The organism is Mesobacillus jeotgali, from assembly GCF_002874535.1.
In the GTDB taxonomy this organism is placed as follows: Bacteria; Bacillota; Bacilli; order Bacillales; family Cytobacillaceae; genus Mesobacillus; species Mesobacillus jeotgali.
On sequence record NZ_CP025025.1, the window covers coordinates 4,500,528 to 4,521,052 of the forward strand.

At 38.8% G+C, this 20,525-nt stretch carries 22 protein-coding genes; 21 read left to right on the plus strand and 1 reads right to left on the minus strand.

Annotated elements, in window-relative coordinates:
* The first annotated feature begins 52 nt into the window (after positions 1 to 52).
* From CD004_RS22405 to rsmI, 13 genes are all read left to right on the plus strand, one after another.
* Positions 53 to 1,471: an aminotransferase class I/II-fold pyridoxal phosphate-dependent enzyme gene (locus tag CD004_RS22405; protein WP_102264777.1), complete on the plus strand. Its 1,419-nt coding sequence runs from the start codon at positions 53 to 55 to the stop codon at positions 1,469 to 1,471.
* Between the two features lie 149 nt (positions 1,472 to 1,620).
* On the plus strand, positions 1,621 to 2,244 hold the full coding sequence (gene tmk, locus CD004_RS22410) for a dTMP kinase (protein ID WP_102264778.1): 624 nt from the start codon (positions 1,621 to 1,623) through the stop codon (positions 2,242 to 2,244).
* Between the two features lie 92 nt (positions 2,245 to 2,336).
* Positions 2,337 to 3,185: a metallophosphoesterase family protein gene (locus CD004_RS22415; RefSeq protein ID WP_102264779.1), complete on the plus strand. Its 849-nt coding sequence runs from the start codon at positions 2,337 to 2,339 to the stop codon at positions 3,183 to 3,185.
* The gene (locus CD004_RS22420) at positions 3,172 to 4,083 is read left to right on the plus strand and encodes a thymidylate synthase family protein (protein ID WP_102264780.1); all 912 of its coding nucleotides are present in this window, start codon (positions 3,172 to 3,174) and stop codon (positions 4,081 to 4,083) included. Before CD004_RS22415 ends, CD004_RS22420 begins: the two co-directional genes overlap by 14 nt.
* Positions 4,074 to 4,430: a MazG nucleotide pyrophosphohydrolase domain-containing protein gene (locus CD004_RS22425; RefSeq protein ID WP_102264781.1), complete on the plus strand. Its 357-nt coding sequence runs from the start codon at positions 4,074 to 4,076 to the stop codon at positions 4,428 to 4,430. Before CD004_RS22420 ends, CD004_RS22425 begins: the two co-directional genes overlap by 10 nt.
* A complete protein-coding gene (locus CD004_RS22430; RefSeq protein WP_102264782.1) occupies positions 4,417 to 5,766 on the plus strand; it encodes a thymidylate synthase in 1,350 nt (449 codons plus the stop codon). Before CD004_RS22425 ends, CD004_RS22430 begins: the two co-directional genes overlap by 14 nt.
* A 294-nt stretch (positions 5,767 to 6,060) precedes the next feature.
* Positions 6,061 to 6,390: a cyclic-di-AMP receptor gene (locus tag CD004_RS22435; RefSeq protein WP_023613337.1), complete on the plus strand. Its 330-nt coding sequence runs from the start codon at positions 6,061 to 6,063 to the stop codon at positions 6,388 to 6,390.
* A 28-nt stretch (positions 6,391 to 6,418) separates the two neighbouring features.
* Positions 6,419 to 6,859 carry a YaaR family protein gene (locus CD004_RS22440; protein WP_102264783.1) on the plus strand — a complete coding sequence of 147 codons (441 nt, stop codon included), beginning with the start codon at positions 6,419 to 6,421 and terminating at the stop codon, positions 6,857 to 6,859.
* Positions 6,860 to 6,872: 13 nt separating this feature from the next.
* Positions 6,873 to 7,880, plus strand: a complete 1,008-nt coding sequence (gene holB, locus CD004_RS22445; protein ID WP_102264784.1) for a DNA polymerase III subunit delta' — start codon at positions 6,873 to 6,875, stop codon at positions 7,878 to 7,880.
* Positions 7,873 to 8,703 carry a PSP1 domain-containing protein gene (locus CD004_RS22450; RefSeq protein WP_102264785.1) on the plus strand — a complete coding sequence of 277 codons (831 nt, stop codon included), beginning with the start codon at positions 7,873 to 7,875 and terminating at the stop codon, positions 8,701 to 8,703. Before holB ends, CD004_RS22450 begins: the two co-directional genes overlap by 8 nt.
* 13 nt (positions 8,704 to 8,716) lie before the next feature.
* On the plus strand, positions 8,717 to 9,088 hold the full coding sequence (gene yabA, locus CD004_RS22455; protein WP_102264786.1) for a DNA replication initiation control protein YabA: 372 nt from the start codon (positions 8,717 to 8,719) through the stop codon (positions 9,086 to 9,088).
* A gap of 173 nt (positions 9,089 to 9,261) precedes the next feature.
* Positions 9,262 to 10,005, plus strand: a complete 744-nt coding sequence (locus tag CD004_RS22460) for a tRNA1(Val) (adenine(37)-N6)-methyltransferase (protein WP_102264787.1) — start codon at positions 9,262 to 9,264, stop codon at positions 10,003 to 10,005.
* A 23-nt stretch (positions 10,006 to 10,028) separates the two neighbouring features.
* A complete protein-coding gene (gene rsmI / locus CD004_RS22465) occupies positions 10,029 to 10,910 on the plus strand; it encodes a 16S rRNA (cytidine(1402)-2'-O)-methyltransferase (protein ID WP_102264788.1) in 882 nt (293 codons plus the stop codon).
* Between the two features lie 58 nt (positions 10,911 to 10,968).
* Here the strand turns inward: rsmI and CD004_RS22470 are convergent, their stop codons facing one another.
* A complete protein-coding gene (locus CD004_RS22470) occupies positions 10,969 to 11,256 on the minus strand; it encodes a transition state genes transcriptional regulator AbrB (RefSeq protein WP_102264789.1) in 288 nt (95 codons plus the stop codon).
* Positions 11,257 to 11,966: 710 nt separating this feature from the next.
* Between CD004_RS22470 and metG the strand changes: the two genes are divergently transcribed.
* The 8 genes from metG to CD004_RS22510 all read left to right on the plus strand — a co-directional run bounded on the left by metG (position 11,967) and on the right by CD004_RS22510 (position 20,252).
* On the plus strand, positions 11,967 to 13,922 hold the full coding sequence (gene metG, locus CD004_RS22475; RefSeq protein WP_102264790.1) for a methionine--tRNA ligase: 1,956 nt from the start codon (positions 11,967 to 11,969) through the stop codon (positions 13,920 to 13,922).
* Between the two features lie 296 nt (positions 13,923 to 14,218).
* Positions 14,219 to 14,986 (plus strand): TatD family hydrolase, encoded by a 768-nt coding sequence (locus CD004_RS22480; protein ID WP_102264791.1) that lies wholly within the window; start codon positions 14,219 to 14,221, stop codon positions 14,984 to 14,986.
* A 237-nt stretch (positions 14,987 to 15,223) separates the two neighbouring features.
* Entirely contained in the window at positions 15,224 to 16,408 is a 1,185-nt protein-coding gene (locus CD004_RS22485) for a resuscitation-promoting factor (protein WP_102264792.1), read from the plus strand.
* A 279-nt stretch (positions 16,409 to 16,687) separates the two neighbouring features.
* On the plus strand, positions 16,688 to 17,248 hold the full coding sequence (gene rnmV / locus CD004_RS22490; RefSeq protein ID WP_102264793.1) for a ribonuclease M5: 561 nt from the start codon (positions 16,688 to 16,690) through the stop codon (positions 17,246 to 17,248).
* Complete coding sequence (gene rsmA / locus CD004_RS22495; protein WP_102264794.1) at positions 17,241 to 18,119, plus strand: 16S rRNA (adenine(1518)-N(6)/adenine(1519)-N(6))-dimethyltransferase RsmA; 879 nt, start codon at positions 17,241 to 17,243, stop codon at positions 18,117 to 18,119. Before rnmV ends, rsmA begins: the two co-directional genes overlap by 8 nt.
* A gap of 288 nt (positions 18,120 to 18,407) precedes the next feature.
* Positions 18,408 to 19,286: a sporulation peptidase YabG gene (gene yabG / locus CD004_RS22500; RefSeq protein WP_102264795.1), complete on the plus strand. Its 879-nt coding sequence runs from the start codon at positions 18,408 to 18,410 to the stop codon at positions 19,284 to 19,286.
* Positions 19,287 to 19,483: 197 nt separating this feature from the next.
* A complete protein-coding gene (gene veg, locus CD004_RS22505; RefSeq protein WP_023613322.1) occupies positions 19,484 to 19,747 on the plus strand; it encodes a biofilm formation stimulator Veg in 264 nt (87 codons plus the stop codon).
* A gap of 325 nt (positions 19,748 to 20,072) precedes the next feature.
* Complete coding sequence (locus CD004_RS22510) at positions 20,073 to 20,252, plus strand: small, acid-soluble spore protein, alpha/beta type (RefSeq protein ID WP_041967995.1); 180 nt, start codon at positions 20,073 to 20,075, stop codon at positions 20,250 to 20,252.
* The last annotated feature ends 273 nt before the right edge of the window (positions 20,253 to 20,525 follow it).

The window sequence follows — 20,525 nt, forward strand, 5'->3', positions numbered from 1 at the left end:
AAAAAACAGTGTTAGAATAGATAGGTGTGAATTTATATATATAGGTGATAATATGGATCAATCCAAAACACCCTTGTACTCTCAATTGGTTAGGCATATAAACGGAAGCCCTCTATCGTTTCATGTACCAGGGCACAAAAATGGGGCTTTTTTTCCCGAAGAAGGACAGGCCTTTTTTAATCAAATTTTAAAATTGGATGCGACAGAAATAACAGGATTGGATGACCTTCATTCGCCAGGGGGAGTTATTTTTGAAGCTGAAGAATTACTTAGGGATTTATATAAAACGGATAAAAGTTTTTTTTTAATAAATGGATCAACTGTCGGGAATCTTGCGATGGTTATCGCTGCGATTAATGAAGATGATGTGGTGCTTGTCCAGCGCAATTCGCATAAATCCATCATGAATGCTATAAGACTCGCAAAAGCTAAGCCTGTATTCATTAGTCCTGAATTCAACGGAGAATACGGAGTAGCTGCAGGGTTAAGTATTGAAGGGGTTAAATCAGCAATCAGTCAGTATCCGAATGCAAAGGCACTGATCCTAACCTACCCTAATTATTACGGACTGACATATGACCTTAAAACCATTATAGATTTGGCTCATGATCATGGCATTCCTGTATTGGTGGATGAGGCACATGGAGTCCATTTTATCGCAGGGGATTATTTTCCGGCTTCTGCTGTTGAACTTGGGGCCGATATAGTCGTACAATCTGCGCATAAGACATTGCCAGCGATGACAATGGGAGCCTTCCTTCATTTTCAGACGAATCGAATATCACTCAGCAAGCTAAAATTCTATTTACAGGCTCTGCAGTCAAGCAGCCCTTCGTATCCATTGATGGCTTCCCTTGATTTGGCACGCCTGTATCTGGGTACTTATAGCAAGGACGATATTTCATACCTCAAGGAGGAAATAGGGAAATTCAAAAAAAGGCTGCAAAAGTTAACCAAGATTCGTGTATTGCAACACGATGATCCTCTGAAATTTACTATACAATCAAGCGGTGCCTGGTCTGGTTTCGAGTTGCAATCAAAACTTGAATCCAAAGGAATCTTCACAGAGCTTGCAGACCCTTATAATGTGCTGCTCGTTCTTCCTTTATTGAAGGATGGCATGAAGCATCGTTTACTGGAAGCTTCTGAAAAGATTGCTGAGGTTGTAAGTACTATGCCTGATGGAAAAAGCAAACCAGAATCTAAGGTTATTCACAAAAGTATTTCAACGTTAGAAATCAGTTATAGAGAGATGGAGCTACAACAGACTGAATTTGTCCTACTGCAAGAATCTGCAGGAAGGGTCTGTGCTGAACAAATCATTCCTTATCCGCCGGGTATTCCTCTTTGTCTCCCGGGAGAAATAATCAATGAGGAAGATATAAAAAACATCTTATTCTTGACGAGAGCCCATGCTAAAATCCAAGGCGGAGAGAATTTACTTGCTGGAAAGTTAAAGTGTTTCAAATAGGATGTTTTCAAATTTAGTATAGATTTCGTCAGCAATAAAAAATAAATTGATTACTTAAATTTATTATATAATACTAAATTTCAGTTTAAATTAAGTTAGAATAGTGATAAATATTTTTTTATATGTGAAAGAAGACGGAGGAAAATTAATTGAAAAATTTATTTATTGTATTTGAAGGCATAGATGGTTCAGGGACATCAACCCAAGCAAATTTATTAAGGGATTATTTTATTAATAAAGATAAAAAAGCAGTTTTAACATTGGAACCTTCTAGTGGACCTATTGGCAACCTTATAAGGGAAGGTCTAAAAGAAAGAGTTGCATTTTGTACAGATTCGGCAAGGTTTGATCAGCAAATGGCCTATCTATTTGCTGCAGATCGACATGATCATTTGTATAATGACATTGATGGGGTTTTTAAATTACTTAAGGAAGGTAAAAATGTAATAAGCACAAGATATTTCTTTTCATCATTAGCATATCACTGTAGCAATGAGGAAGAATTTCATTTTGTTAAAGGACTAAACGAAAGGTTTCCTAATCCGGATTTAGTAATATATATTGATAACCCAGTAGAAACATCTTTGCAGAGGTTACAATTAAGAACAGTTCAGGACGTATATGAAAATAAAGAGAAGTTAGTAATGGTGAAAAAGAACTATGAAAAAATCTTTTCTGAATATGATGGTACAATCTGCATAGTAAGAGGTGATAACAACCCTGATGATATACACAAAGAAATTGTTAAATTTATAGAAGAAAAACTAAATTAGTTTATTCCTTACAAAAATTAGAAAAATATGTTATATTTTAAAAAGCCGCATATGCGGCTTTTTGTTTTAGGTGTATCGAAAGGAGACTACTAATGCTAAATATCTTACACTTATCAGATTTACATTTTCCTGTTGAAAACATGGTAGCTTTTGAAAGCGATTTCACTAATTATTTATGTGAATTAATTGAGTCTTTAGGTGAGGAAGATTTTTATTTTCTTATTAGTGGGGATATTACTTTTCGAGGGCAAGAGCAGGGATATAAAGATGCCTCCAGAATTTTCAGGAATATTATACAGAGGTGTAGTCCGCAATTGAAAAGAGAGCGGATAATAGTATGTCCAGGTAATCATGATATTGTTAGCAACGGCAAGTTTCGTCCCTTTGAATTATTGGATGGTTTTACAAGTGAGATAAGAAGAGATAATTTCTTTTCATTTACTAACCAAAATCAAAAAATATTAGAAACCGAAGATGCATTATTCTTAGTAATTAATTCCTCGTACAATTTAGACCGTAGGTATGGATTAATTAATATGGATGATTTAAGGATCTCTTTAAGGCAAGCATCTTTAGATAAAGATAGAATTAAGGTGGTTGTGGTGCATCATCATTTGATTAACCAATTTCAACATGATACATCTGCAATAAGAAATGCCTATGAATTTATACATTTACTGGACTATTACGGGTTTAACGTAATCCTACATGGTCATCAGCATAATAATATGGATTTACCAATTGGAAAATCAAATATGTTTATATTTGGAGTTAATACACCTGGTTTTGAAAATCCTGGATATACAAATGGTATTTCATATTATAGCATCTCAAAAAATATTGTTAGAAGAAAACAGTATATTTTTTCAAAGGATAACCAGGTTGGAGCTAGGATTGGTGGATTCAAAATCGTAGAGGAGAATAGCTATGAATCAATATAATAAAGTGAATAGTTTTGGAGAAATTCTGACAATTGCTGAAGAAATTGTAAAAGAGTCAGAAACTAATTATCTACTAAATTTCAACTTGAAAGTAGAGTTTGATGTTAGCATTATTCGAGAAGTACAACTTGCCTACGCTTTAAAGGATGCAGAAGATTGGCAAAACACTAGTAGACCAACTAATTTACATATCAATCACGGTGAATATATAGGTGAAAAAGGAATTATCCATATAGTTAATGAACTCAAAAATAAGAAAGACTCAAATCGTGCAGTAATTTCTTTAATTAGTCAAAAACATATAATCAATAGTGGGGATACTCCAATTCCATCTTTTATGTCATTACAATTTGGATTAGAGAATAATGATTTGTATGTTACAACATATTTTAGAGCACTTGAAATATATAATTTTCTTCCAATAAATCTGGAAGAGATAAGGTTAATAATAAATCAATTGAACCAAGAAATTGCAGGTATTGATAAAGTTAAACTTAATTTAATTGCATTTAGAGCCTATGCGAACCCTGACCAAACGACACTTAGCAGATTTGAAGTAGACATTTTACCATCGTCTAAAATACTTCTTTATATGCAAACTAATCCTGAAAAGATAATTAGTATCTTAAAAGATAAGCTAAAAGAAAGTACGGTAACAGAAAAAAAAGGTTTTGTAAATATCCTTGAGATAATAAATGACCAGGAGTTTGATTCTCAAATTAATAAGTGTTTCAAACAACCTTTAGTTATTCAGAATTTTAGGGAGTGTATTAAAAAAACTGATGAATTAACATTACTAAGAAGCAAAACCTCTCATAATCCATATATTAAAGAATTAAATAATGTGATTAAGTCTAACCTTGAGAACATAATTAAGGAGCTTGAAAGATGTCTCTAACGTTACAAGAAATAATAAATCGGCAAAAAGATTTTGATAAGAAACATGAGGGGAATAATCCCTTTTATGAACCGATCACTAACATGAATATTGAAGTATTGGAACATTTGATAGTCTGTATAGTTGGAGAAATTGGTGAGTTTTCAAATATAGTAAAAAAGGTAAAACGTGGTGACTTTGATTTAGATATGAGAAGAGCAGATTTAGAAGAAGAACTAACTGATGTGTTTATTTATTTAATTAAAATCGCAGGGCAGTTAAATATTGATTTAGAGCAACAATATCTTAAAAAGTTAAGAAAGAACGAAATAAAATTTGAAAGGTATAGATCCAATGATAAATTTTAATGGAACAGACTTCAATAAAATATATTATGATATGTTGAAATATGCATATTTTCATAAGGGAGAATACATTAATTCAAGAGTTGGAGAAGTAAAGGATTTAGGGCCAGCAACTTTTGAAATATCTGAAGATAATTTTAGATTAATACACTTAAATAATAGAGCAATAAATCCTTTTTTTGCCTTAACTGAGTTTTCGTGGATTATTGAAGGTTCAAATGAATTAAAACCTTTACAACATTACATAAATAATTACCATATGTTTTCTGACGATGGAAGTACATTAAATGGAGCATATGGATTTAGATTAAAGCACTATTTTAAGAAAGACCAAATAGAAGAGGCGATTAAACAACTAAAAGAAAGGCCTAATAGTCGAAGAGTAGTTTTATCGATGTGGTCCGTTGATGATTTAGCCGCAAATTCAAATGATTTACCTTGTAATATTTCAATTCTCCTAAAAGTAAGGAAGGATAAATTAGATATAACCGTTCTAAATAGATCTAATGATATTTTCTTAGGAGTTCCATATAATGTATTTGTTTTTTATTTGTTACAAGTATATATTGCTGAACAAACAGGATACCAAATAGGGGTACAAAGACATTTTACAGATAGTTTGCATCTCTATAAAAAACATGAAAACGTTGTTAGAGAAATAGTACAAAACAATAATTATGATACTATAAGTTTTACTAAAGAACTGAATAATGCATATAAATTAAATGATTTTGTTGGCATAAATCACCGAGCAGTTTTAAATAGAGAATATAAAAATATTGGAAACGATGAATTGAAAAACTTTTTTGAGGTATTTGAAAACTATAAACAAGGTATGTGTCGGGAGAAAATAATTGATTTGTTACCTAATAATATTTTAGGTTATATCTCCTATAAATGGATAAAACATTATGAGAAATTAGAGATAAGTGAAAATAAATTTTATGAAATTGAAAAGGAAATATTCACAAAGACTAAACCAATATATGCTATTAAATTTGATACATTAAAATATTATGATACTGATGATATAATTAAGGATATTAAAAGGTTTGCTGAGTTAGCCAGCAGTAGATATGAAAAATTTTATGAAGTTATATCAAAGGATGAGGGTTTATTTATATTAAGACCAGATGACCCATTGGTAGATATTAAATTTCTTCATACAGTCGGTCTTTCATTAGTATTTGCTGATATTTATTCTGTTTACTCTCCAGATTTAAGAAAGAATTTAATAGAAAAAATGCAAGGAATTTGTAAATTATTAAATATATCTATAAAAGATGTATTAAGTTTAACGTTATTTGAGGAGGAATTCTTAGGGTTAATTAATGAATAGTTGATAAGTTAGTTGACCTTAAAATCCTATTGTTTAATTAATTTAAATAGTATTAAATTTAAACAAGTCTTATTTGAGTTTAAGGCTTGTTTTTATATTAGGAATATAATAAATGGTGGGTTACTTTTAGAAGGAATTGGTTAATCCCGTTTATATCATGTCTTGTCACATGAATCCTGTTATAATAAACATACAAATGTTACGGAATGAAAAAACACTTTTTCGTCTGGGGTGTTGCTTGTTTGAATCAATCCCGAAGCGGCATGCCTACGAATTAACTTAGGGGGATAATGAATGAAATTAATTTTAGCTGTGGTCCAGGACCAGGATAGCAACCGTCTGTCCAATGCATTAGTAGATCATAATTTCCGTGCAACAAAGATGGCTAGTACTGGGGGATTCCTGAAGTCAGGAAACACTACTTTTATTATAGGAACAGAAGACATCAGGGTAGAAAAGGCATTGGAGGTCATCAGGGATAACTGTAAATCTCGTGACCAGCTTGTAGCACCTGTTTCGCCGATGGGAGGAAATGCGGATTCATATGTCCCTTACCCGGTTGAAGTCGAGGTTGGCGGAGCGACTGTATTCGTATTGCCTGTTGAGCAGTTTCATCAATTTTAACGGGAAGTACCCGGAGGTTTAGCAAGAGATGAAGATTAATCAGGATATGCGCCTTAACATGGATAAAGTTCGCCAGGATCAAAAACAACAGCCTGGGGGCGGAATCAAATTCAATGAACTTGTGCAAAAACAGGAACATAAAATGCAGCTTGGACAGCTTCAGCAATTAATGAAGGAAGTCGAATCTGCCGGTGAGAGGCTTGCCCGGTCCAGGACGTTCAAGGACCTGGCTAAGTTCAAGACACTGGTTAAGCAATTTGTAAAAGAAACAGTCAACTTTGGAATGGAGCTAAAGCACTCGCATAGCTGGAATCAATATGGCGAAGGCAGGTCACTGAAGCTTGTAGAAACAATTGATGAAAAGCTCGTGGAGTTGACAGAAGAGTTAATGGATAATAAAGATGAACAGATTGATATTCTCGGTAAAATCGGGGAAATCAAAGGTCTATTGATCAATTTATATACGTAAGTGAGTGATCGCATTGGCAAAGACGTGGGACGAGCTGGAGAGACTTCAGCCGAATGTTTTGAAAATGATTAAAAACAGCATCCTGAAAAATCGAATAGCCCATGCGTATTTATTTGAAGGAATGAGGGGTACTGGCAAAAAGGAGATTAGTATTCTTCTTGCCAAGAGCATCAATTGCCATGCTCCGGTTGATGGCTATAAGCCTTGCGAAAGCTGCTTGAACTGCAAAAGGATCAACCATGGCAACCATCCGGATATCCATCTTGTCGAGCCTGATGGCCTGTCAATCAAGAAAGGGCAGATCCAGCAACTTCAGGAGGAGTTTTCGAAAACAGGTGTAGAGTCAAAGAATAAGCTTTACACGATTGTACATGCCGATAGGATGACGACAAATGCGGCGAACAGTCTGCTGAAATTCCTTGAGGAACCGCATGCGGGAACTGTTGCCGTATTGATTACCGAGCAGGCACAGCAAATGCTGCCGACAATTTTATCGAGATGCCAAATGATCAATTTTACGCCATTATCTCCGATAAATATGGCGGAACAATTGATAGCCAATGGGATACAACCGCAAATGGCACCACTATTGGCTCAGCTGACGAATAATTTGGAAGAAGCTTTAGAGATAAGTAATGATGATTGGTTTGCACAAGCACAAAAAATAGTGTTAAAATTATATGAAGTGCTGAAAAAGAATTCACTTGAAGCTATGGTCGCGCTTCAAGAGAACTGGTTTATGCACTTTAAAGAGAAAGAACAAATCGATCGTGGTTTGGATTTATTACTTCTTATTTTTAAGGATTTACTATACATTCAGCTTGGCAAGAAAGACCAGGTTGTATATCTAAACGAAAGCTCACGTTTAGAACAGTTTGCATTACAGACATCCGGACGGCGTCTTACCGAACAAATGGCAGCCATTCTGGAGGCGAAGAGGAAGCTGCATGCCAATATGAATCCCCAGCTGCTCATGGAAGAGCTGGTGTTAAAATTGCAGGAGGGATCTACACTTGTATGATGTAGTAGGTGTCCGCTTCAAGAAAGCGGGGAAGATTTATTATTTTGATCCCGGCGATCTCTCAATTCAAAAGGACGAATTCGTCATTGTCGAAACTGTAAGGGGCGTTGAGTACGGCAGAGTGGTAACTCCCCGTAAGCAGGTCGGCGAGAAGGATGTAGTCCTGCCTCTGAAAAAGGTAGTCAGAATTGCAGATCAGAAGGATCGCCTTATTGTCGAGGAGAACAAAACAGCTGCAAAGGAAGCTTATGATGTTTGCAGTGATAAAGTGAATGAACATCAGCTTGATATGAAGCTTGTTGATGTTGAATATACATTTGACCGCAATAAAGTCATTTTCTACTTCACGGCTGACGGCCGCGTCGATTTCCGGGAATTGGTCAAGGACTTGGCCTCGATTTTCCGGACAAGGATTGAACTGCGCCAAATTGGTGTCAGGGATGAAGCGAAAATGCTTGGCGGGATAGGACCATGCGGCAGAATGCTTTGCTGTTCAACGTTCCTCGGGGACTTTGATCCAGTTTCAATCAAGATGGCCAAGGATCAAAACCTCTCGCTTAACCCAACGAAAATTTCTGGCCTTTGCGGCAGGCTCATGTGCTGTTTGAAATATGAGAACGACGAATATGAATCAGCGAAAGAGCAGCTGCCTGACCTGGGTGAAATGATTGTTACACCTGATGGTACTGGAAAGGTTGTCGGGTTGAACATCCTGGAACGAGTCATGCAAGTCGATATACCTGGCCAGGAACGTGTGCTGGAATATACACTTGAGGAAATACAGGAAGCAGGAGCTGTATCGTTGCAATCATCCACAGATTAATGAGGTGGAACAGGTGGATAAAAAAGATATCTTTGACTCAGTAAGTAATATGGAATCGCAGATCGGTGATTTATACCGTCAGCTTGGTGAGTTAAAACAGCATTTGGCAGAAGTTCTGGAAGAGAATAATGCATTAAAGCTGGAAAATGAGCATATAAGACGCCGTCTGGATCAAACCATTGGTAAAAAAGATCCAACCATTAAGAAAAGCGGTAAGGGAAACAGCAATCAGGCTCAAGGCGATAAAAACGTGGTCGACATCGGTGAAGGCTATGACAACCTTGCCCGTCTGTACCAGGAAGGCTTCCATATCTGCAATCTGCATTTCGGAAGCCCACGCAAAGAAGATTGTTTGTTCTGTCTATCCTTTCTTAATAAAAAATAATTGGCAGCCTTCCTTAATTAGGGAAGGCTATTTTTATAAGATTGACTTTGTATAGCTTAATGTTGGTTTTGTAAACCAACTGCCGTGGTAACAGAGTCATATTTTTAAAAGCCAAAGGCATTTATCGAAGCTGATCAGGGCGATTCAACAAGCGTATGGAGGAAATATCTATAATGGTTAACTTACGGGAAGATGAACGATTGGATTATTTATTGGCAGAGGATTTAAGGATCATCCAAAGCCCGAATGTATTTTCATTTTCGCTGGATGCTGTGCTGCTTGCGAGGTTTGTCTGGGTGCCAATCCAAAAAGGCAGAATTGTCGACCTTTGCAGCGGCAATGGTGTGATTCCATTATTTTTAAGCGCGAGGACGAAGGGAAGTATCACGGGTGTGGAGATTCAGGAGCGGTTGTATGATATGGCTGTCCGCAGTATTGATTATAATAAGCTTGAAGATCGATTGCATATGATCCATGGAGACCTAAAGGATGCGCCCAAAGAGCTTGGCTATGAGAAATATGATGTCGTAACATGCAACCCTCCTTATTTTCTTACACCCTCAAAAGAAGAAATAAATTTGAATGAACATTTGGCGATTGCACGCCACGAGATACTCTGCACACTTGAGGATGCGATTAAATCATCGAGCCAGCTTGTAAAGCAGGGCGGCAAGGTTGCCTTCGTCCATCGTCCAGGCAGGTTGATCGATATCATCGAACTTATGAGGAAATACAGGCTTGAGCCTAAGCGGATCCAGTTTGTGCATCCAAAAGCCGGGAAGGAAGCGAACACGCTTTTGGTTGAGGCAATCAAGGATGGCAGTCCTGATCTGAAAATCCTTGAGCCATTGACGGTTTATGATGAAAATAATGAGTATACCCCGGTTATTAAAAAGATGTTATATGGAAGCAAATAAGCACAAAGAAACGGGTGATTTACATGCAACAGCAGAAAAGCTTTGATCGGGAACATGAAAAAGGGATTCTTTACCTTGTGCCGACCCCTATAGGTAATCTTGAAGACATGACATTCAGGGCGATCAGAATCATGAAGGAATCCGATTTGATTGCGGCAGAGGATACGAGGAACACGAAAAAGCTATGTAACTATTTTGAGATTGAAACGCCCGTTACCAGCTATCATGAACATAATAAGGAAAGCAGCGGATATAAATTGATTGAAAAGATCAAGGAGGGAGCAAAAGTCGCGCTCGTCAGCGATGCAGGAATGCCAACCATTTCTGATCCAGGTACAGAACTGGTGGCTGAAGCAATCGCCGAAGGATTGACTGTCGTTCCGCTGCCAGGGGCGAATGCCGCTTTGACTGCCTTGATTGCTTCTGGAATACTTCCTCAGCCTTTCTATTATTATGGATTTCTCCAGAGAGGGAAAAAGGATAAGAAGAAGGAACTTGAGCTGCTGGCGAAGCAAACTGCAACGATCGTCCTTTATGAATCTCCCCATCGTTTGAAGGAGACGCTATCGGTGATGCTTGATGGTCTCGGTGACCGTAAAATTGTCCTTTGCCGTGAACTGACGAAGAAATATGAGGAGTTCCTGAGGGGAACGATTTCTGAAGCATTGGCATGGGCGGAGGCAGAAGAAGTCCGTGGGGAATTTGTATTAATCATCGAAGGAGCTTCTCCGGATTCCGTTGTCGAAGAAGAGAACCAGTGGTGGGAAAATTTAAGCCTGGATGAGCATGTCGAACATTATATTTCCAATGAACAAATGAATTCTAAAGATGCAATCAAGCAAACAGCCAAAGATCGAGGCATGCAAAAGCGAGAGGTATACCAGGCGTATCATATTAAAGAATAGGCAGAAACAGCATACATAAAAAAGGCCGTGGATTTGTCCACGGCCTTGAGTATTAGATTTATGCTTTTACAGGTTCGAAGCTTCCCTGGATTTCTTGAAGAAGCTGTTCAGCACCTTCACGGCTAAGGATTAGCTTTCCGCCTGCCAATGTGATGTTGTTGTCAGAAACTTCACCAGTGATGTGGCAAGTCATGTTTGGCTTGTACTTCTTAAGGATGATGCGATCATCATCAACATAAATTTCCAAAGCATCCTTTTCTGCGATGCCAAGAGTCCTTCTAAGTTCGATTGGAATTACCACACGGCCAAGCTCATCAACTTTACGAACGATACCAGTAGATTTCATAATAAACTATCCCCTCTCATTTTCCCTTATATTAAGTTCGTCATTTTTCGACATTTTTCTCTTATTGGTTTTATAATACCAGCGATTCCAATAACCGTCAATTATTTTATTTTTCTTCTATTAACAAATTTTAACACAGTGAGAAAACCTTTTCATATCAAGGGTTGTGAATGAAAATGGCAAGAAGGATTAAGGAATGGTGCGGTTTTCTTTAATAGAGGATTTACGAAAAATGTTATTGGGGGAATAGTAAATTACGCACAATTCGACAAAATTCTACAAATTCCTTCGACAAAATGTCACAAATTCGACAAAATCTTGATAGCATGAACATTTTTTAGTAAACAGGTATAATCTCTTAAAGGGTTTGGTTATGATTTATTATGTGATTATCAACCTTTTACTTTAATAATCGGGTATTTAGCTCCTGCCAAAAAATAAGGCGGGGCTTTTTTGATAAAGTCATATAAGGACATAGTCCACATAAAATTCTCTACTGACAAAATTCGTAAACTCTATAGGGAGAATGTCCGTAGTGGAGTATTTTTTTATAAAAAATTATGTTTTTCCTAATTGAGTAAAATGAGAATGTCGAAACCATTTAATAATGGGCCTTTGTTTTACATTAAAGTGTTATGAAACGCAGGGCATTAGCTGGTATAATAACTACTATTAGAATGAACTAGCAGTTTTAGTTAAGGAGGATCTTCATGGAAGAGAAACTGAAAACCTTTTATCTTACAACCCCGATTTATTATCCGAGCGGCAATTTACATATTGGCCATGCTTACACGACAGTAGCTGGTGATGCAATGGCTCGCTATAAGAGACTGCGCGGCTATGATGTCATGTACTTGACAGGCACGGATGAGCACGGTCAAAAAATCCAGCGTAATGCTGAGGGTAAGGGCATCACTCCGCAGCAATATGTAGACGAAATCGTCGAAGGGATCCAGGAGCTTTGGGGCAAGCTGGATATTTCCTACAATGATTTTATCCGTACAACACAGGATCGTCACAAACAGATTGTCGAAAAGATTTTCGCCCAGCTGCTTGAGCAGGGTGATATTTATCTTGATCAATATGAAGGCTGGTACTGTACTCCTTGTGAATCATTCTACACAGACAGACAGCTTGAAGATGGCAACTGTCCGGATTGTGGCCGTCCTGTTGAAAAAGTTAAAGAAGAGTCATACTTCTTCAAAATGAGTAAATACGCAGACAGGCTCCTGAAGTATTATGAAGAGAATCCGGAGTTCATCCAGCCGGAATCACGTAAAAATGAAATGATCAATAACTTTATAAAGCCTGGACTTGAGGATCTGGCTGTATCCCGGACAACATTTGATTGGGGTGTTAAGGTTCCTGGTGATCCGAAGCATGTCATTTATGTATGGATCGATGCATTGTCGAACTATATCACGGCTCTTGGCTATGGAACGGATGATGATTCGAAGTACTTGAATTACTGGCCTGCGGATGTCCATCTTGTCGGTAAAGAAATCGTCCGCTTCCACACGATTTATTGGCCAATAATGCTGATGGCTCTTGACCTTCCGCTGCCTAAAAAGGTTTTCGCCCACGGCTGGCTTTTGATGAAGGACGGAAAAATGTCGAAATCCAAGGGCAACGTAGTAGACCCGGTTACACTGATTGACCGCTATGGCCTTGATGCGCTTCGTTACTACCTGCTCCGTGAAGTTCCATTTGGTTCTGATGGTGTATTCACTCCTGAAGGATTTGTCGAAAGGATCAACTTTGACCTTGCGAATGACCTTGGGAACTTGTTGAACAGAACGGTAGCGATGATCAACAAGTATTTTGATGGAGAAATCCCAGCCTACAATGGTTCCGAAGGTGAATATGATAAGCAGCTGCTTGAAGTGAACAAGGAAACAGTTCAGAAGTATGAAGAAGCAATGGAGAAAATGGAGTTTTCAGTGGCCCTTACTTCTGTATGGCAATTGATCAGCCGTTGCAATAAGTTCATTGATGAAACTCAGCCTTGGGTGCTTGCGAAGGATGAAGGAAAGAAAGCGGTCCTGGCGGATGTGATGGTCCACCTTGCTGAATCATTGAGAAGAGTGGCTGTCCTATTGAAGCCATTCCTGACAAGAACTCCAGATAAAATCTTTGCTCAGCTTAATGTTGGTTCTGAAGTACTTCAAACATGGGAAAGCCTCGAGGAATTCGGCCAGATTCCTGCTGGTACAAAGGTTGTTCAAGGAGAGCCAATCTTCCCTCGCCTTGAATTGAAGGAAGAAGTTGAGTTCATCAAGGAAAAAATGCAAGGGTCAGCTCCAGCCACTGCACCTGTGGAAGAAGAAAAACCTGAGGTCCAGGACGAGATTACGATTGATGACTTCATGAAGGTTGAACTGCGTGTAGCGAAAGTTATCCATGCAGAACCAGTCAAGAAGGCTGATAAGCTTCTGAAGCTTCAATTAGATCTTGGCTATGAAAAGCGCCAGGTTGTTTCTGGCATTGCGAAATACTATAAACCGGAAGACCTTGTAGGCAAAAAGGTGATTTGCGTGACAAATCTGAAGCCTGTCAAACTTCGCGGAGAGCTTTCCGAGGGAATGATTCTTGCCGGTGAAAAGGATGGCGTCATGTCATTGGCAACAGTAGATGATTCACTCTCAATCGGAGCTAGAGTAAAATAATACAATACGAACCTGGAAATGTTTCATGTGTAACATTTTCAGGTTTTTTGTGTTAAAAAAGCAATTTTTTTAAAAGAGTGATTTATGATAGTAAGAGAGTCAGACAGCAACCACTCCCGACGATTGTCGGGTTTTTATGAAAACAGTTGCAAAAATTTGACCTTTACATTGAAAAAAAGTTATGATATCGACACATCTTTATCACAATAATAAGAACATCGCAGTAATTCTATTCAACCTTTTGTCAGGTATGATTAGAATGAAACTGCAGGGCAATGCTGCAAAGGAGTTTTGACATGCTTTTTGATACACACGTGCACTTAAACGCAGAACAATTCAACGAAGATCTACAGGAGGTCATTGACCGTGCAATTGCTGAAGGTGTTACGAATATGGTGGTTGTCGGTTTCGATGAAATAACGATAAAAAAAGCACTAGAGCTCGCTGAAAACTATGACTTTCTTTATGCGAGTGTGGGGTGGCATCCAGTCGATGCAATCGATATGACCCAGGAGCATCTGGATTGGCTGAAAGAATTGGCAAGCCATCCGAAGGTTGTGGCACTTGGGGAAATGGGCCTTGATTATTACTGGGACAAGTCACCGAAGGAAATCCAGAAAGAGGTTTTCCGCAAACAAATCAGACTGGCAAAAGAAGTGCAACTTCCTATTATCATACATAATCGTGATGCAACAGCAGACATAGTAGAGATTTTAAAGGAAGAGAATGCCGGGGAAGTAGGCGGGATCATGCACTGTTTCAGCGGCAGCGTAGAAACAGCGATTGAATGCGTTGAAATGAATTTCTTAATTTCGCTTGGCGGGCCTGTTACTTTTAAAAACGCTAAAAAACCGAAGGAAGTGGCAGAGGCGCTTCCCTTAGATCGTCTTTTGGTCGAAACAGACTGCCCATACCTGACTCCGCATCCATTTCGCGGAAAAAGAAATGAACCAGCATATGTAAAATTGGTAGCCGAACAAATTGCAGAACTGAAAGGGTTAACTCTTGAGGAAGTGGCTGAAGAAACAGCCAGAAATGCAAAAAAATTATTCGGCATAAAGTGATAAAGAATGTTGTCGATTTTTCAACAAGGTTGTCCAAACTTTTTATGTTTCTAAAAAGTTCTACATGTCTCTCTAGCGACATAGGATAACCGTGTCGATAACTCTTGCTTTTCTTTTTATGGAGCATCTTGCATAATAGGGACTACGCTTGGCAAGGGTGTCTGGGTTGACAAGTCGGCAACAATATCTTTATAATCACTCCGAGAAGAGGAGGCGTTTTTCATCGTGATTAATAGTATGAAAAACCTGTTTTCCAAGACTTTGAGTAAGAAGAAACTGGTGATTTTTTCTGCTAGTTTCGTAGTTTTTGCCGCTGCTCTTGGGTTCTTCATGTATGAAGGGACCAAAAAGACAGTCGCATTGACACTGGATGGCGAAGAAAGAGTCATTAAAACACACGCAAATACTATCCAAGATATATTTAATGATCTCAAAATTTCATTGCGCTCAGAGGACTATTTATCGCTGGCGGTAAACACGGAGGTTAAGGATAACCTATCAATCGTGTGGAAGCCGGCAAAACAGGTAGAGCTAATACAAGATCAGGAAAAGAAAACGTATTGGACAGCAGCCGATACTGTAGAGGAATTCCTGAAAGAACAGAATATCGCTATAAATGAACACGACAAGTTAAACCAAAACCCAGACGCTAAATTAAAGCAAGATATGAAGATTGCCATTCAAAGAGCTTTCCCGCTCAAGGTTGTAGTAGGCGGAAAAGAGCAAGATGTTTGGTCGACTTCGACTACGGTCGCTGACTTTTTATCACAGCAAGGAATCACACTGAACGAAATGGACCGTGTTGAGCCTGCATTAAAGCAGAACGTCACTAAAGATGCCGTGATTAATGTCATTCGAGTTGAAAAAGTCACCGATGTAGTGGAAGAACCAATTAGCTATGCAGTCATTACAAAAAATGACAGCAAACTGGAAAAAGGGAAACAGAAAGTCGTAACAGAAGGCCAGGAAGGCTTGCTTTCAAAGGAATATGAAGTAATCCTTGAAAACGGCAAAGAAGTATCAAGAAAACTGGTCAGTGAAAAGAAATTGAAAGAAAAACAGGATAAAGTCGTGGCAATGGGAACGAAGGTCATCGTAGCTCAAGTATCACGTGGCTCAAATGAACCTGCAGGGAAGGAATTCTATGTTTCTTCCACAGCGTATACTGCTAACTGTAACGGCTGCTCCGGCTACACGGCTACTGGCATCAACCTTAGGGCGAATCCTAACATCAAGGTCATCGCAGTAGATCCTAGAGTTATTCCTTTAGGAACAAAAGTATATGTTGAAGGATATGGCTATGCAATAGCTGCCGATAAAGGGTCAGCTATCAAAGGCAATAAGATCGATGTCTTTTTCGCATCAAAAGCGGATGCATACCGCTGGGGCCGAAAGAAAGTAAAAATTAAAATCCTAAATTAATTCATGGATGCAGGGGAACCTTCCTCTGCATTTTTGTTTTTTCATTTTACGTTTAAGGTATAATAAGAAAAGCGCAAGCGACTTGAGGGTCTTGGAGCTGGACACAAATTTATTTTTAAGCAAAGCGTAATCGCTTAAAAACTTTACACCTATATAGACGATTATATTTCAGAAATGTTTCATTTATTTCAAAGAAAATCTTTTTCTTTTATAAATTTTTATTCAACGAATCTAACGCTGTTTAAATAAATTGGCGTATGTATATTTAACGGAGGAACCATGAAGTTAAAAGAAATCATTGTAGTTGAGGGTAAGGATGATACGACTGCGATCAGGCGTGCTGTTGAAGCGGATACAATTGAAACGAACGGATCCGCGATCAATGCGGATACGATTGAACGGATTCGGAATGCCCATGAAAAGAGGGGGGTCATTGTTTTTACCGATCCTGATTTTCCAGGTGAAAAAATCCGTAAAACTATTTCAGAGCATGTTGCAGGGTGCAAGCATGCTTTTATCCCAAAAGAGCTGGCCAAGCCTAAATCCGGGAGGGGCCTTGGTGTGGAACATGCAACACCTGAGGTGATTCGTGAAGCGCTGAAGGATGCTCAGGTAATGGACGCTGAGGCGGTTGAGGAGATTACCCAGGAAGACTTGGTTATTGCGGGTCTGATCGGCGGCCCAGGTTCCAGGGAGAGGCGTGAAAAGCTTGGCAGAATGCTGAGGATTGGTTATACAAATGGGAAACAGCTGCATAAGCGTCTGATGATGTTTCAGGTGAAAAGACAGGATTTCGCAGCTGCACTGGCAGAAATCCTTAAGGAGGAACAAAATGCATAAAGATATTGCGACCCCGGTGAGAACGAAGGAAATACTTGATAAATACGGTTTTTCTTTTAAAAAGAGCCTTGGACAGAACTTTTTGATCGATACGAATATCCTGAACCGCATCGTCGACCATGCGGAGTTAACCGACCATAGCGGTGCGATAGAAATTGGTCCAGGAATTGGAGCGTTGACCGAGCAGTTGGCTAAAAGAGCGGAAAAAGTGGTCGCATTTGAAATCGACCAGCGTCTGCTGCCGATCTTGGAGGATACACTTTCCCCTTATTCAAATGTAAAAATCGTCCATAGTGATGTATTGAAAGCAGATGTTCAAGCTGTGATGAAGCAGGAATTTAAAGAGCAAGAGGATGTTATGGTCGTTGCCAACCTGCCATATTACGTTACAACACCGATCCTGATGAAGCTGCTTGAGGAAAGGCTGCCGATTAGAGGAATCGTCTGTATGCTTCAAAAGGAGGTTGGCGATAGAATCTCTGCCAAACCCGGAACGAAGGAATATGGTTCGCTGTCAATTGCAGTCCAGTATTACACAAAGGCTGAAACAGTGATGATTGTTCCGAAAACGGTGTTTATGCCGCAGCCGAACGTAGATTCAGCCGTGATCAGATTGACATTGCATGATGAGCCGCCGGTGAAGGTGAAGGACGAAGACTTCTTCTTCCGGGTCACCAGATCAAGTTTTGCACAGCGAAGGAAGACAATTCTAAATAACCTGACAAGCCAGCTGCCAGATGGAAAGCAGAAGAAAGAAAGTATACAATCTGCGCTTCAGCAGGCAGGAGTCGAAGAGTCGCGCAGGGGAGAAACCCTAACGATAGAAGAATTCGCTCAATTGAGCAATGCGCTGTATCCGTATTTCCACTAAAGTCCGGTATTTCCGGGCTTTTTTTACGTTTAGGAATTAAATCGGTAATTAAGGAATATAATCTATTTTTCAGGAATAAAACTTAATGTTTCAGGAATAGATCCTGGATTTAAGGAAAATATCATCTGATTTCAGGAAAATAACGAGTAAAATCAAGAAAATCCTGTTCCTGGACCAATATAGCAATCGTCCAAAGTTCCGAAAAGCACATGTCTATGGGTATCTGCATATTTTATGTAAGAATACCACTTAGCGCAGCCTGTGTGCGGGGCAATTGGAGTGAGGATTGTGAATATTAACCTCATGGATATCGTCGGCAGGGTTTCGCATCAATGCGATATTATGTTCCGGGTTATCGATATCAGAGAGAAACATGGCAAAAAAATCGCGATATTATACGGTGAGGATTTCCGATTGATTGCGGATGCGCCCTATGAGGATTTAATTAAAATAGATCCGAATATGCGCATGAGGCTGACAAAGGAATTCCGCTCACTTGAAGAACAGTCATATAAGCTATTCAGGCAGGATGTAGACTTATTGCAGCAAAAACAGGAATATGAAGCTACTGAGGGTTACAGCAAGTCATATAACTACTTTCAGATGCCTGGAAAGGTGCTCCATATTGATGGAGATCCAAACTATTTAAAAAAGTGCCTGACACTATATGAGAAAGTAGGAGTCCCTGTCTATGGATTCCATTGCAATGAAAAAGAAATGCCGGAAAAAGTCGGATCGTTGATTGATTACTACCGGCCTGATATATTGGTCATTACAGGACATGATGCTTATTCCAAGTCTAAGGGAACGATGGACGACCTGAATGCATATCGTCATTCTAAACATTTTGTCCAGACAGTTAGAGAGGCGAGGAAGAAAGTCCCCCATCTGGACCAACTGGTCATATTTGCTGGAGCATGCCAATCTCATTTTGAATCGTTGATCCACGCTGGAGCCAATTTTGCCAGCTCCCCTTCAAGAGTCAATATCCATGCTCTTGACCCAGTCTATATTGTTGCTAAAATCAGCTTTACACCATTCATGGAAAGAATAAATGTTTGGGATGTATTGCGAAATACATTGACCGGAGATAAGGGCCTTGGCGGTATCGAAACCAAGGGAGTATTAAGGACAGGAATGCCATATAATAAAAATTCGTCGGACTGAATAAAATACGGTCCGGTGTTTTTTTATTATATGTTACATATTTTAACGCATTAAAGGCTACTCTAAAATTGTTGAAAATTAGAAGAAAAAGAAGACCGAAATATGTTGACTTTTAAATTTAAGTACTGTTATAATTTATGTTTTTGTTTGACTAATTAGTGTCAGCGTGTTATACTTTACACAGTGAGGTGGACCGAATGCCAAAAACATTATCGGATATCAAAAAAGCGCTTGATTCAAACTTAGGAAAAAGACTCATGCTAAAGGCCAACGGAGGACGGAGAAAGACGATTGAACGTTCTGGTGTGTTAGCGGAAACTTATCCTTCAGTTTTCGTCATCGAGCTTGACCAGGATGAAAATGCTTTTGAACGTGTTTCGTACAGCTACGCAGATGTTTTAACTGAAACAGTGGAAATTACCTTCTTTGAAGATACAACAGGATCAATAGCTTTGAGCTAATTTTTTGGCTCAATGCAGTACAGGCAGTCAACTCTCGGGTTCGCTGCTTTTTATTTTGCCTTTTTTAAAGGCTCTTTTCTCAAACTTTGTTGCTATTCATTGAATGAACTATGTTTCTTTGCATAGATGACTCTAATAATGGCATACAAACTTAATACCGACCTACTAATTAGCTTTATATTACGTTAAAATCGGCTTTAGGATTTTAACAACAATCTTGACGAAAACAGACTACTTAAAAAAAGACAGGATAAATAAGGAGCACATGAAAATCTCTTTTTTCAAAATACTAAGGTAACCGCGGTGGTGAAAGGAGATGGTAGTAATGGGCAGAAGAAGAGGGATTATGTCTGAAAGGTTGAAGGAAGAGCTTGCGAAAGAACTTGGCTTCTATGATGTCGTCCAGAATGAAGGATGGGGCGGAATAAAGGCCAAGGACGCAGGTAACATGGTTAAGCGAGCCATCGAGCTGGCCGAACAGCAGCTTGCGAACCAGAACCGCTGACCTAGATGGAAATTCTTTAGAGACTGCCACACAGCTGTTTTTTTGCAGTTGCCAATAAAATTCAGATCCATCGCGGTGCCGGGGCTATTGCTCCGGCTTTTTGCATGGCAGAAACCAAGAGCAACTTCCATGTATCCTTCTGCAATTCTAATTCTTTGTGAAATAACTGTATTCGCGATTACGCAAATGATAAAATAAAGGAATGTTTGTTGCAGAGGAGTCTTACTTATTTTACTGAGAGAGTATTGTTTTAAATTAGAAAAGTGTCCAGCT